Here is a 13,941-nt window from a genome sequence, read left to right on the forward strand (position 1 = left end):
TTAGTGAAGATAGAAAAACTGGTTCGTGGTCAGCAGCACCTGGCAGAGACTGGTCATGGCTTTGAGCAAAGGAGTGTCTTCAGAGTCGGCAGTGGAATCCGCGCCGCTCCAGGTGAACTGTGAGGGTAGCGGATCAGCGGCTCGCCAGATGAAGAGGCCGGCGTTCCACTTTTCGGGATCGGTGCTGAGCATGCTGGCTGCGGATGTGCCCGACACGATGCGCAGGGCTTCGATCTGGCCATCCCATTGCCGCGTTGGATTGCGTTTGCCCAGACCGCCGAGGTAGATGGGTGAAGCGCCTTGGCTGAGCTTCGAGAGACGATCCATCGGGACCACGGCGGATTGTGCGGCGGCACCGGGCGTATCGAGATCGCGAACGGTGAAGGTCACGCTGTGTCGGGCGCTGGAAACCTGCACCACGAGGTGATAGCGGCGGCCCACCTCAATGTGGATGTCGGAGGCCACGACTTGATAGCCAATGTTCGCGTTTTCATCCTCGCCCACGAGTTGCATGAGGATGTTGCGCGGCTTGTAGCGCGACTTTTGACCCGTGACATCAATGCTCCAGCCAAAGGACTCCAGGCTGGCTTTTCCGCCATCCCAATGCGAGATCAGCGTGCGCAACTCGGCGTTCTTATCCACGCTATCGAGCTTCACGATGGACTCGACGGTGAACTCATCACCCTCCTTGTCATTCACGCTCACAAGCAGGCGCTCATGCTGGGTGTTGACTTTGAATCCTTGGTCATTGGCGGCGATTTCGTTCTTGGGTGGGGCTTGTTTGACCCGAGTCATTTGCGTTTCGAGAAAAGTTTCCGCTGTGGCTCGCTCTTGGTCGGTGGGCTGACGGCCCAGCACTGCCAGCCAAGCGTCTTCGATGCTTTTGGTTCGTGAAGCGAGATGATGCGCACGAGCACGCAACCAGTCGCCATTGAGCAATTGCAGCGCTTGGGTGGGCGTCGTCGTGCTCTGTCGCTCGGCAATGCTGGTGAAGCCAGCGGGCATGTCGAGAGCAAGCAGCAGGTCGTTCGGGCTGTTGCGCTTCTTCCGGGTGTAGATCGAGCGGCGCGTGCCATTGCCATCGCTGGCCGGACCTCCGGCGGTGAGATCGAGTTCGCCGCTGACGGCCAGCATGGCATCGCGCACCTGCTCCGCATCCAGCCGACGCGGATGGAAGCGCCAGAGATAGCGGTTGGCGGGGTCAATCTTCGCCACCGCCTCATCAGGCTCGCGGCGAGCTGTCTGACGATAGGTCGCGGAGAGCATGATCTCGCGATGCAGCGCTTTGAAATGCCAGCCTCCCGCGACAAACTTTGCCGTGAGATGATCAAGCAGCGCGGGATGCGTCGGTAGCTCGCCCAGCGTGCCAAACTCACTCGCGGAGCCGACGATGCCGCGCCCGAAGTGATACTGCCACACACGATTCACGATGACGCGAGTGGAGAGCGGGTTGTCCGCACGCGTGATCCAATCCGCGAGCGCTGTGCGGCGTCCGGTGGAGGTTTGCGTCGGCGTGATCTTCGGCGGAGCCGAGTCCACGATCGCCGGAAAGCCGGGCTCGATCTCCAGATCGCCTTTTCGCGTCTGCAGTTTATTAGCAGGCGCTTTCGGCCCTGCATCCGTGACCACGAAGGCTTCAGGCAGTGGCTTTGGCTTGAGGTGATCGAACTTGTTCAGATCTTCTCGGAGCGCCTTGTATTCCGCCTTGGCTTTTTCATCCTTGATGTCCTTCATCGGGTCAAACGACGCACGTGCGAAGTCCAATTGGCGCTCACAGAGCCCGGCGAGTTGCTTCTCCAATGAGTCGCGCTGATCTGCGGGCTTGTTCGTCATCGCCTGCAAGTCCTCGGGGAAACTCACCAGCCAGGTCTTCACTCGCTTATCAATCTCTGGCCTCGTGAGCGCGTCCATTTTGGCGCGAAGTTCAGCCGTGGCGGTCATCCACTTGGCTTCTTGTTCATCGAATGCCTTTTTCTCTCCCGGGGGCACGAGTTTCAAGTCATCGCGCCAATGCACGGGCGTGAAGAAGGCACGCAGGCGGTAGTAGTCCTTTTGGAGAATGGGATCGAACTTGTGATTGTGGCAGCGAGCGCAGCCCATGCTCAAGCCGAGGAAAAGCTCGCCCGCCGTGTCGGTCATGTCGGTGACAATGAGGTCCCACTGACCGCGAATATCGCGCAGATTGTATTCATACACCGGATGGCGCATGAAGGCGGTGGCGATGAACACATTCGGATCATCCGGGGCGATTTCGTCGCCCGCGAGCTGCTCGCGCACGAACTGATCGTAAGGCTTGTCGTCGTTGAACGACTTGATGACGTAGTCGCGATACGGCCAGGCATGAGGGCGATAGGCGTCCTGGTTGTAGCCATCGCTCTCCGCATAGCGCACAAGGTCCAGCCAATGCTGCGCCCAGCGTTCACCATAGCGTGGACTCGCGAGCAACTCATCGATCAGCTTTTCATAAGCACGCGAGTCCTTGTTATTCACAAATGCATCCACTTGAGCCTTCGTCGGCGGCAGGCCGTGGAGGTCAAAATACACCCGGCGCACCTGTTCATGCCGATCCGCTTCCGACGCAGGCTTCAGCTTCATCTCCGCCTGCTTCTCCGCGATGAAACGATCGACGTCATTGCGCACCCACGAGCCTCCGGCATCCGGCGGCGACACTTTCTGCACCGGTTGGAAGGCCCAAAACTTCCGCTGCTGCTCCGTGAGGCCGCCCTCCGTCACCACGACCTTCTTCGCCGCATCCTCCGGCCACGGAGCGCCCATCTTGATCCACTTCTCCAGGATCGCGATCTCCGAGGCTGGCAGCTTTTCCTTCGGTGGCATCTGGAAGTCCGCGTTCCCATACGTCACCGCCTCAATGAGTGCCGATTTCTCCGGCTTTCCAGGAACCAAAGCCGGTCCCGTGTCTCCGCCGGATTTTAGATACCCGATGTGATCCACACGCAGCCCGCCCTTCTGCTTCGTATCGCTGTGGCACTCATAGCAACGCTTCACCAGCAGCGGTCGCACTTCGTTCTCGAAGAAGGTCAGAGCCTCATCTGCCGTCGCCACGGTGGTCGTGGTAGCGAGGCAGAACAGTAGATGAGTCAAACGTGCTGGGTTCACTTTAAGAATGCGTTGAGAGAGTGAGGTGCTGGGTTTTGCATGAAGGGTTAGTTTGCAGGCAAGCAAGGTCGTGCGGTTGCCATGGACTGTTATGGATACGCAGTCGCATATCGTTTTTTGATGCGGATGTTAGTCTGCAATGAAGGAAGAGACGAGCGGGCCGTATGTGTCTCACCACATGAAACTCATTCACCTTGCCACCTGCCTCCTCGCACTTGTTTGCTCAACTTCTGCCAATGCGCAGGAAAAAGTCTTCAAAGCCGGCGCGGCCACGAGCAACATCACTCCGCCGCTGGGGATGGAGATCGTGGGGAACTTCGCGCCAAGGCCCATTGCGGCGCATGTGCATGACGAGCTGCATGCACGCTGTCTGGTGCTGGATGATGGTGAAACGAAGCTCGCCTTCGTCGTGGCGGACACGATTTCGCTCGGGCGCGATGTGTGGGACGAGGCGAAGGAGAAGATCGAGGCCGCCACGGGCATCCCGCGGTCGAACATGATGTTCTCCGGCACGCACACGCACTCCAGCGTGTCCGCGATTACGAACAAAGATCCCTCGCTCGACTACCGCCGCCTCATCATCTCACGCGTGGTGGATGGCGTGCGCCGAGCGGTGAACAACCTGGAGCCCGCGAAGATCGCCTGGGGGGCAGGAAAAGTGCCGCAGCATGTCTTCAACCGCCGCTGGAAGCTCAAGGAGGGCATGACGAACGCGAATCCCTTTGGCGGACTCGACCGCGCGGTGATGAACCCCGGCGGCACGGTGCGCATGAAGCTCGCCGGACCGGCGGGACCGACCAATCCCGAGGTCTTCTGCCTCTCCGTGCAGGCGACGGATGGCCGCCAGATCGCGCTGATGGCCAATTATTGGCTGCACTACGTCGGCGGTGTCACACGCGATCATTTGTCCGCGGATTACTTCGGCGAGTTTTGCCGGATGATTGAGATGAAGCTGGCCGCAGGTCCCGAGCATCCGCCAGTGGTCGGATTGCTCGCGAACGGGCCCTGCGGCGACGTGAACAACAACGACTACAGCGGCAAGACGCCCGCTGTGAAGCGCGAGCCGTATGAGAAGATCAAGATCGTGGCCGGTGATCTCGCCGCCGAGGTGCTACGCGTGCGTGAGACGCTGAAACATGCGGACTGGGTGCCGCTGAAGGCCGCCGTTGCTGATTTGGAGCTGGGAGTGCGCCGACCCACGCCCGAAATGATCGAGTGGGCCAAGGCAGTACTCGCCAAGCCGAAGAATGCCGCCGAGGTGCATCGCCTGGAGCAGCCTTACGCCGAGCGCACGCTGGCCGCCCGTGATGCCAAACCGGACACCGTGAGCTGTGTGATGCAGGCCTTCCGCATCGGTGACCTCGGCATCGCCTCGATCCCCTTCGAGGTCTTCACGGAGATCGGTTTGGAAATCAAAGCCAAGAGCCCCTTCGCCAACACCTTCACCATCGAGCTCGCCAACGGCAGCAACGGCTACCTGCCCACACCGCCGCAGCACGACCTCGGCGGCTATGAGACATGGCTCGGCACGAACCGCGTCGAGCGCGAGGCCTCGGTGAAGATCACCGCGAAGATTCTGGAGCTGCTGGCGAAGGTGAAGTGAGGTCTCTCACCTGGCCTTGGGCTTCAAATGCTTGTCGAAAAAGCCAAGCACCAGCGGTCGCAGATCGCGCTGCTTCGGCTGGAGGTGAAAGGTGTGCGGCGCATCGGGGATGATTTCGAGCTTATAAGCGGCGCCGGCGGCCTTCATCGCCACCGCGAGCGCCTCGGAATCGGCCACGGCGACGGTTTTGTCCGCGGTGCCATGCAGGATGAGCAGCGGCGGGTCATTCTTGTCGATGTGCGAACGTGGATCAGCCTGCTTGTAGAGTTCAGGAGCCTCCACGTGCGCTTTGCGGAACATGGCGAGGTCCCGCTGCTCAAACCACAGCACCGGGCCATACAGATCCACGGCGCACTGCACGCGCGTGTCACCCTCGCCGGGAGGATCGAGCTCGCCGCCGCAGAGCCCGACCATCGCGGCGAGATGTCCGCCCGCGCTGCCGCCGATCACGCCGATGTGCGCGGGATCAATATGGAGGCGTTCCGCATTCGCCCGCAGCCAGCGCACGGCCGTTTTGCAGTCGTGCAGGTTCTGCGGCCAGGTCGGGCCTGGGTGCTCGCTATTCGCTAAAACGTAGTCGATGCTCATGCCGACATAGCCATTCAGCGCCAGCGTGGTGCCGATGTTGATCTCACGCGCTGCACGCTTCTCACCACCCGACCAGCCGCCGCCATGGATGATGACCACCGCGGGAAACCTCTGCCCAGGCTGCGGATTCGCCGGCAGATACAGATCCGCCTTTTCCTTTCGCCCTCCGCCGAGGTAATCGACATCGTGCTCGGTGCGGATGGTGTCAGCGGCGAAGGCGCTGGTGGCGAAAAGGAGGGCGAGGAGGCGTTTCATACCAGCGACGAAAGTTCAAAGCGTGTCAGGAGACAGAATCTCATACTTCAGGCCGAGGCCTTTCAGCCCCTCCGCGAGCTGCGAGAGGCTCCAGCCGCGTGGCAGCACGAGTTTGGCGTCTCTTTCGAGCTCGGCAAAGTTCACGATCAACTCGCCCTCGTGCTCGTTCCAGACCACCAGCTCGACCGTTGGCTTCCATTTCTCAAAAAGCGCCTTCACCTGAGTGGAATGCTGGGAGAAGCCTGGCACACGCAATTTCATCGACGCGATGTAAGGCATGCCGTGAAGTCCGGGAGCCTCGCGCACGGCTTGCGCGATCTGGTGCTCGCTGACCAGCTTGGGATCGTAGCTGACGCTGGCGTAGCCTTCGAGACCTTGCAGCACCTCGACCTCGGCAATGCCGGGTGTTTGCGAAAGCTGGTGCTGCACCATGTAAACGCAGCTCCCGCATTCGAGGCCGGAGACGACGAAGACCGTTTTCGCGGGCGCAGGCTTGTCCGCGGCGTGGAGCGAGAAAGGCAGAAGAATCGCCCAGACAGCCAGAAGCCTCATTTCGCCCGCTTGGTGAAGGTTTTGCTGTCGAGCACGCGGCCGTCATCGAGGGCTTTGAGCTCGGATTTCAACGTCCCGACCTCGCGGTCGAGGGTGAGGAGCTGGTAGCTCGCGGACTTGTCGGAGAAGGCCGCCTGCGCGTCGTGGCCAAAGGTGCCGTTGCCGCGCACGGAGCTGTTGTAGTAGGTCACGCCGTCCACCTCGGTGCGCTCGGCGTGGTAGCACTCGCCGGAGATGGCGAGCGTGCCTTTGCCGATCACGCGCTTCCATCCACCCTCGGCGTGGCGACGCACGGTGCCGCCGGTTTCACCAAACAGCGTCACCACGAAGCCCGCCTTCGTGCCGTTCATCGTCTCCTCGAACCATTTGAACTGCTCGGAGTCCTTGTCGAAGGCGTGGCAGGCTTGGTTCGGCTTCCCGAAGTCGCCCGTGTGGCTCATGTCCACGCTGATGAGCCTCAAATCGAAGTCCGGGATGTCCCAGGCCCAGATCCACTCCTTGCCCGGCAGCGCGAAGAACTTCCGGTAGCCCGTGGCCTCGATGTCATAGCCCGGTTCCTCCATGCTGAGTCCATTGGGACGGATTTTGCGGTCCAAGTTGCCGAGTGAAACCATCAGCGGCGTGCTCTTGAAAATCTCCGCCTGGGTGTCGATCGCCGTGCTGTGCGACTTCGTGGCCTCCTTGTCCGCCTGCGTGGCAAATTGATACTGCATGGCCGTGTCACCCGCGGAGATGAGCAGATGCGGATCGTCCTTCCGGATCGCAGCAAAGTTCAGCTTCGCATCGGCGCGGATGTTTGCCACGACAGCGATGCGCAGCAGCTTCGATGGATAGCCTTTGAAGGTGTTGATCTCTGAGACCTGGCCCCCACTCTTTACGCGGTAGTGATAGACGACATCCTTCTGCGGGATGGGGATCTCCACCTGATGCAGCGTGCGGTTGCCATCCACCTTCACGCTCTCGCCGAGCTGCGGTGACGTGCCAAACTCAACAACGGAGTCACCCGCAGTGGTCGTTTCCCACGAGATGACGAGTTTGCTGTTGTCCGGTGACTGGTGCGTCATCCAGATGCGTTCCACTTTGGCGAAAGCGGCGGTGCTCCAAAGAGCCAGTGTGAGGGAGAGGAGGGTGGTTTTCATGGTTGAGCCGAAAAATACGACTCGGGACCACCTGCTTTTCACCCAAAGGCAGGGAAGTGATCATTCACACCAGCACTTCTTTGATCACATTCCCAAAGTCCTGTTCCAGGCGCTGGCGGCCGGGGTGCATCATGCGGTGGTTGAGGCCGAGCTGGTGCAGCACGGTGGCATGCAGGTCGGTGACGTATTGTCGGCCTTCGACGGCGTGGAAACCGAGTTCGTCGGTGGCTCCATGCACAAACCCGCCTTTGGTGCCGCCACCGGCCATGAGGCAGGTGAAGCCGTGCGGATGGTGGTCACGGCCGGAGCCGCTGACGTTGGTGTCACGGAACTCCGCACCAGGCGTGCGGCCGAACTCGGTGCCCCAGACGACGAGCGTCTCGTCGAGCATGCCGCGCTGCTTGAGATCGTGGATGAGGCCGGCGATGGGCTGGTCAATCTCCGCGCACATCGGCGGCATCAGTTTGGCGATGTCCTTGTGATGATCCCAGCGTCCGGCGTTGCCGCTGTAGCCGTGGAAGAGCTGAACGAAGCGCACGCCCTGCTCGACGAGGCGACGTGCGGCGAGGCATTGCGAACCGAAGGCGAGGCACTCCTTGCGGTCGAGGCCATAGAGGCGCTTCACATGCTCCGGCTCCTTGGAGAAATCCATGATGCCCGGCACGGCCATCTGCATCTGGAAGGCGAGCTCGTAGGCCTTGATGCGTGCGTTAAGCTCGGCGTCGGTCGGGTAGTCGATGCCGGAGAGCTGGTTCAGCTCACCGATGAGGCTGAAGGCCTCACGCTGCTCCTCAAAGGTGAGTTTGGGATCGGCGGGATGGACGAAGGACAGCGGGTTTTTCGGGTCGACCTTCAGCCGCACGCCGCCGTATTCCGGCCCGAGGTAGGCGCTGCCAAAAGTGAAGGAGCGACCGCAGCAGTCGGCGCTGGGCTCGCCAAGGACGACGAACTCCGGCAGGTTCGCGTTCAGCGTGCCGAGACCATAGCTGGCCCAGGCGCCGACGGTAGGATGGCCGGTGTCGCCGATCTTGCGCCCGGTGTGGAAGGTGAGCTGCGCGCCGTGGTTGTTGTCGATCGTCCACATGCCGCGCAGGAAGGAGATGTCATCCGCCACGCCGCCGATATGCGGGAAGAGGTCGCTCACCTCAATGCCGCTCCGGCCATATTTCTTGTGTCCGGCGATGAGCGGCAGGATCTTCTTGAAGACCTCGCGCTTTTCCTTGCCCGGCTCGGCCAGGATCTTGTTGATCTTGGTCTGGTCGGCCGCGTCGCGGTAAGGCGTTTCATCAATCGACTTGCCCGCGTATTTGGTCAGCTCAGGCTTGGGATCAAAGCTCTCCATGTGGCTGGTGCCGCCGATCATGAACATCCAGATCACCGACTTTGCTTTGGCCTGGCCGGTCTGCCAGGCGGTGAGCACGTCCTGCGTGGAGGGCGCGGCCTGTGCCACGCCGTCTTTGAACATCATCGCGTTCAGCGCGAGGCCGGTGAAGCCCATGCCCGTGTCGAGCAGGAACTGGCGGCGGGTGCCGGTGCAGCCGGGGCGTTTCATTTTCATGGTTCAGCGCAGGGTGATGAAGTCGTTGTGGTTGAAAAGCGCGCCGAGGAAGTGCTGGCGCAGCCGCGTGCTGTCCCGGCCCTCCTTTTGCAAGAAGGCGGTGCTCAGTCGCAATTCGTCGGCCTTGGGAGCACGGTTCAGAATGTGCCCGAAGGCGGCGGTGACGAAAGCATTGTAATCCGCGCCGGTTTCACGGGTGAGGCGTTTCTCGAGCGCCACGGAGGCGTCGAGCGTGACCTGGCTGTTGGCCAGCGCCAGCGCCTGATGCGGCTTGATGCTGCGCTCGCGCTGGTAGCATTCGTTGGGGCGTGCGCCGTCAAAGATCTGCACCATTTCGGCCTGTGTCTCCTGCGCATGGCGGTGATACACGCTGCGTCGGCGGCTCGTCTCGGCGGTGGCGCTGTCGATGTCCGGGCCGCCGAAAGTGGGGTCGAGCAGGCCGGCCACATGCAGCAGGTTGTCGCGCACGGCCTCGCCCTCCATGCGACGCAGGGGGGCGCGCCAATACCACACGTTGTCGGGATCGACGGCATCGTTCGCCGTGGCCGGGCCGCTGGCGCTGGCGCGGCGATACACCGCGCTGCTGAGGATGAGGCGATGCATGTGCTTCAGGTCGTGGCCGCTGCGGATGAACTCAGCCGCCAGCCAGTCGAGCAGCGCGGGATGCGTGGGCTTTTTGCCATTGGCACCGAAATCATCCGGCGTGGCGACGATGCCCACGCCGAAGTGGCGGATCCACAGGTGGTTCACCGCGACACGGGCGAACAACGTGTTCTGCGGCGAGGTGAGCCAGCGCGCAAAGGCCAAGCGGCGGCCGCTGCTGGTCGCCGGATAGGTGGCGACGGTGCGCGGCTTGTAATCCGTGGCCTTGGCAGGCGCCTTCATCGCCGTCTCGGCAGCGGCGAGCTTCTTGGCGGCCGCCGCGGCATTCGTCTTCGCTGTGGCGATGGTCTTTTTCACCGAGGTGGTCAGCGGTTTCGTGGCGATGGCCTTCTTCAGGGCCTCATCCGCCTTTTCCTTCTCGTCGCGCGCCTCGATGAGGGCCGTCTGCTTTTGCAGCTCCGCCACCTGCAAGGCCATGGCTTTCCAGGCCTCGGACTTTTTGCTCATGCCCTTGTCCTCCAGCGTCTCCAGCTCGAGCTGCTGCCCCAGCATTTTGCGCTTCATCTCACGCAGCTCCTGGTCGGCCAGCGATTCCACGGCGGCGAGCATCGCGGCCTTGTAGTGATCGCTTTTCTCCGGCTGCTGCGCCACCAGCGGCAGGCTCACGGGCTTCACCTCCAGCCTGCCGTTGAAAATCGCGGGCACGCCGGGCGCGACGGGCTTGTCCTTGATCGGGAAACGTTCGTCGCCGCGCTGGAACATGTAGGTCACGGCGGTCAGCGTCTTGTCATAGGCGCGGGGCAGGCCGTCCTTGGCCACGTCGATCTGGCCGGGCACCGGGTCGGTGCGCACCTGGTAGGGCTCAAAGACGGCCCGGATGGCATAGTAGTCGGCCTGCGGAATGGGGTCGTATTTGTGGTCGTGGCACTTCACGCAGTTCATCGTCAGGCCCATGAAGGCCTTGCTGGTGTGCTCCACGATGTTGTCCATCCATTGCAGGCGGTCGCTCTGGAAGTTGCGCGCGAGGTAGCCGGTGGCGCGCACAGCGTTTTCATCTGTCGGCGACAGTTCATCGCCTGCCAGCATCTCCTGCACCATGCGGTCGTAGGGCTTGTTGGCGTTCAGGGACTCAATGATCCAGTCGCGCCAGCGCCAGATGTGCGGCTGGCTCAAGCGCACCGCGCCCTTGTAGCCCTCCCAGTCGGAGTAGCGCCAGATGTCCATGAAATGCCGGCCCCAGCGCTCGCCATGACGCGGATCGTCCATCAGGCGGTCGGTGAGCTGGCGGACGGCCAGCTCAGGCTGCGCCGCGTGCGCCTTTTCAAACTCCGCCACCTGCTGCGGCGAAGGCAGCAGGCCGATGAGATCCATGTAGATGCGTCGCGCGAGCTGAGCAGGCGTGGCCTCGCCAAGAGGCTTCAGGCTGTGCGCCGCGAGCTGCTCGTTGATGAAGGCATCAATCGGATTCGGCACCCCTGGCAGCGGCAGCGCCGGACGTTTCACCGGCTTGAACGGCTCCCACGGATATCGCTTCAGGAAGGCGGCCAGCGCCGTCTCCTTCTCGGGCAGCCCGGTCAGGGCGGCTGGCTTTACCTTGGCATCGCCCGGATGCCCGCCGAGCAGGATCTCAGCCAGATTCGGCACGCCATCGGCATCGCTGTCGGCTTTCGCAACCTTCTGCAGCCGCTCCGGCAGCGGCGATTTCTTCCCGAGCGCGGCCAGTTCCTTGCCAAAGGCATTGTGCGGGAACTCCTCCAGGCTCTCCGGCGTATGATTCGCCGAAGGCAGATGGCAAAGCGTGCAGTCCGTGAGCTTCGCGGGCAGGAAATGCTCAAAATGGTTCGCCGCCGACTTTTTGTTTGCCGGGGTGGCCCACGCCACGCCATGCGCGAGCACCAGAGTCAGGGCGATCTGGGAAAAGGGCTTGGAGGGTGGATGAAACAGTCTTGGCACATCCATCACTACGAAGATCGCTCCCTGCTTATTGCCCACCGGCCCTCTACTCAGGCTGGGCGGAGCGCATGCCGACCAGCGCCTGCTTGTAAAAACCCCAGTTGTCCTCACCAAGAGCATCGAGCACGAGATTCGGATTGTGCGGTATCCCCGGGAGCTGGCGGTAGGTGTGAGGGATCTTCAGCGCGTCGAGATGCCGCTTGAACTCGCGATTGAAACCGAGCGTCTCATCGCGATCTCCTATGATCTGGCGGATGAGGAGGCCGGAGCGGAGTTTTTCGACGTTTTGCTCGGCGATGAGCCACGGGCTTTGCGCGCGGTAGTAGGCCATGTCGCCGCCATACACGGTGCCGAGGACTTGATCGCGACCGCGTGGGCCTGCGCGAGGCGCTTCATTGAAATCTGGCTGCAATGGACCCGCACCGAGCAGCGACACAGCAGCGAAAAGCTGCGGGTATTTGAAGCCCAATCGTGCCGCGCCGTAGCCGCCCATGCTGAAGCCTTCGATGATGCGGCCTTCACGCTTCGCCTGGGTGCGGAAACGCTGGTCGATGTGCGGGATGAGTTCCTCAATGAACATCGTCTCGAGCTTCACCGAGCCGTCTTTCCAATCGCACCACATGCCCATCGGCAGTCCGTTGGGGAAGACCATGATCATCGGCGGGATTTTGCCGGCCCGCATGGCCTCGCCATAACGCTGCGCCACTTGCGCGGCAGAGCCAGGTGAGCTGCCGCCGCTGCCGTGAAGCCAGTAGAGCACGGGGAAGCGCTGTTCCTTCTGCGTGTCGTAGCTTTCAGGCGTGAAGACATAACAGCTCACCGGTTCACCGGCGGCTTTGCTGTCGAAAAGCATGCGCTGCATGCGCGGCGCATTGATCTCCGGCAGCACCCAGACGTGTTTTTGCTGGGCACACAGGCAGGTGACGGGGGCGAGCAGGCTGAGCAGGACGGCTTTCATGCAGCTCGGTGAAACGCGGCATGCTTCAAAAGGTCGCGGCTCACTTCAGCTTCGCGAACAGCTCCTCGAGTCCCGCGACGATCTTGGTGGAGGCATCGACTTCGAGGCAGCTTGAGCGCGCACGCCAGGTTTCATAGCCGCCGAGGGCGTGATGCTCCGGTGTGGGCAGGTAGCCGTGGTAGGCGTTGGCCAAGGAGACGGTGAAAGTGGGCGAATGACGCTTTTTGAGCTCCAGGCCGATTTCGACGAAGACCTCGGCGGGAATCGCGGAGACGTGCAGATTGCCGATTTTCATGATTTGCAGCGGTGCGGACACTTTGGCGGGAAAATCGGCCAGGAGCACGGTTTCACGCGCATAGACCTGCTCCATCGTTTCCATGCGTGGGAAGAGTTTGGAGCCGTTCATCACTTCGCGGGCCTTTTCGACCTCGTCCTTGCTCGGAATGCGCAAACCGAGCTCGATTTCCTTCTGCGCGACACGCAGCGGCACCGAGTCGGCATGCTTCACGGTCTTCACCGCGGCCGCGACGGCCTGCGCGACATCGTTCGCGACGATCTGGATGCGGCCATACGGTGCTTCCTTGGCCTGACCGCCACGGAAGTCGATGTTGTTGATGTCGCCACTGGTGCCGTTCGACATGATGCCGACGAACTCAGGGCCTGCGCCGAGCAACTGGCCGATCTTCACCGCGAACGCGCCAAAGTAGTCCGCCGAGATGTGCCCAGGACCGACACCGCCGACGTAATGAAGCGAGTAGTTTGCCAGCAGGGCGATGGGTTTTCCATCCACGCCTTGCACGCTGATGAAGCTCACTTCGGGATCGGTGGGGCCGGCGGGCTCCACAAGACCTGGGTTGTTGATGCCGGGATTGGTCTTCACCTGATCGGTGGTGATGCCGAGTGGAGTCGGCGGGATGGTGCCGGGCTTCATCTTCCAGCGTCGGTTGAAGACCTGATGTGGCACCGTAGCGCTGCCGTGGCCGATTTTCGCCGGCGCGAGGTTGTTCAAGGCACGCCGCACACCATCGGCGATGCGCCGCACCACAAAACGCTGATACATCGGGTTTGGCTCGCTCTGCCCAACCGCCTGCAGCGTGCCGCAGGAGTGCGAGTGCGTGGCGGACATCATCATGTTCTCCACCGGCAGGCCGGTGGCTTCGTTCACCATCTTCTTCGCCTCGTCAAAGATGCCGCGGCCGATCACGCAACTGTCCGCGACGACGAATACGAGCTTCGTCTGGCCATCATCGAGCGCGAGGCACCTCGCATGCAGCTCATCGTGGATGAAAGCGGCTTTTCCATCCTGAAAGCCGCCGTTGATCGAGCTGCCGAGCTCCGGCGTGATGTTGCTGGTGGCGGCACCGGCACGGAATTCGGCGGCGTGAAGGGAGACGGAGAACAACAGGACGGCGCAGGCGAATCGGAGCAAGTTCATGCGTTTCATACGAACGCCGCGCCGCGAATCCTCGCAGCGATCAACGACTGGCGGACAGATGTCAGCGCGAGTCGGTTTCAAAGGCGAGGGTCATTTCCTGGCGCTGCCGTACTAGGCAGTGTTTTAGAACCTCAGAATGGGTCGAAAATGCAGTTGTACCTGCGGTGAGCGTGGGGCATA

At 61.9% G+C, this 13,941-nt stretch carries 9 protein-coding genes; 1 reads left to right on the plus strand and 8 read right to left on the minus strand.

The window, feature by feature from the left end; genetic code table 11:
- Positions 1-3,063 (minus strand): PSD1 and planctomycete cytochrome C domain-containing protein, encoded by a 3,063-nt coding sequence (locus tag IAE77_RS23595; RefSeq protein WP_294232040.1) that lies wholly within the window; start codon positions 3,061-3,063, stop codon positions 1-3.
- Between the two features lie 232 nt (positions 3,064-3,295).
- Between IAE77_RS23595 and IAE77_RS23600 the strand changes: the two genes are divergently transcribed.
- Complete coding sequence (locus IAE77_RS23600) at positions 3,296-4,720, plus strand: neutral/alkaline non-lysosomal ceramidase N-terminal domain-containing protein (RefSeq protein WP_294232042.1); 1,425 nt, start codon at positions 3,296-3,298, stop codon at positions 4,718-4,720.
- A 6-nt stretch (positions 4,721-4,726) separates the two neighbouring features.
- Here the strand turns inward: IAE77_RS23600 and IAE77_RS23605 are convergent, their stop codons facing one another.
- The 7 genes from IAE77_RS23605 to IAE77_RS23635 all read right to left on the minus strand — a co-directional run bounded on the left by IAE77_RS23605 (position 4,727) and on the right by IAE77_RS23635 (position 13,761).
- The gene (locus IAE77_RS23605) at positions 4,727-5,563 is read right to left on the minus strand and encodes an alpha/beta hydrolase (protein WP_294232044.1); all 837 of its coding nucleotides are present in this window, start codon (positions 5,561-5,563) and stop codon (positions 4,727-4,729) included.
- A gap of 15 nt (positions 5,564-5,578) precedes the next feature.
- Entirely contained in the window at positions 5,579-6,115 is a 537-nt protein-coding gene (locus IAE77_RS23610) for a heavy-metal-associated domain-containing protein (protein ID WP_294232046.1), read from the minus strand.
- Positions 6,112-7,254: a hypothetical protein gene (locus tag IAE77_RS23615; protein WP_294232048.1), complete on the minus strand. Its 1,143-nt coding sequence runs from the start codon at positions 7,252-7,254 to the stop codon at positions 6,112-6,114. The genes IAE77_RS23610 and IAE77_RS23615 overlap by 4 nt, the downstream gene beginning before the upstream one ends.
- A gap of 64 nt (positions 7,255-7,318) precedes the next feature.
- Positions 7,319-8,812 (minus strand): DUF1501 domain-containing protein, encoded by a 1,494-nt coding sequence (locus tag IAE77_RS23620; RefSeq protein ID WP_294232050.1) that lies wholly within the window; start codon positions 8,810-8,812, stop codon positions 7,319-7,321.
- 3 nt (positions 8,813-8,815) lie between these two features.
- Positions 8,816-11,374 carry a DUF1549 and DUF1553 domain-containing protein gene (locus IAE77_RS23625; RefSeq protein WP_294232052.1) on the minus strand — a complete coding sequence of 853 codons (2,559 nt, stop codon included), beginning with the start codon at positions 11,372-11,374 and terminating at the stop codon, positions 8,816-8,818.
- Between the two features lie 40 nt (positions 11,375-11,414).
- Positions 11,415-12,326, minus strand: coding sequence for an alpha/beta hydrolase-fold protein (locus IAE77_RS23630; protein WP_294232054.1), 912 nt, complete (start codon positions 12,324-12,326; stop codon positions 11,415-11,417).
- 40 nt (positions 12,327-12,366) lie between these two features.
- Positions 12,367-13,761, minus strand: coding sequence for a hypothetical protein (locus IAE77_RS23635; protein ID WP_294232056.1), 1,395 nt, complete (start codon positions 13,759-13,761; stop codon positions 12,367-12,369).
- Between the last annotated feature and the right edge of the window lie 180 nt (positions 13,762-13,941).

This window comes from Prosthecobacter sp. (genome assembly GCF_014879935.1).
Taxonomy (GTDB): domain Bacteria; phylum Verrucomicrobiota; class Verrucomicrobiia; order Verrucomicrobiales; family Verrucomicrobiaceae; genus Prosthecobacter.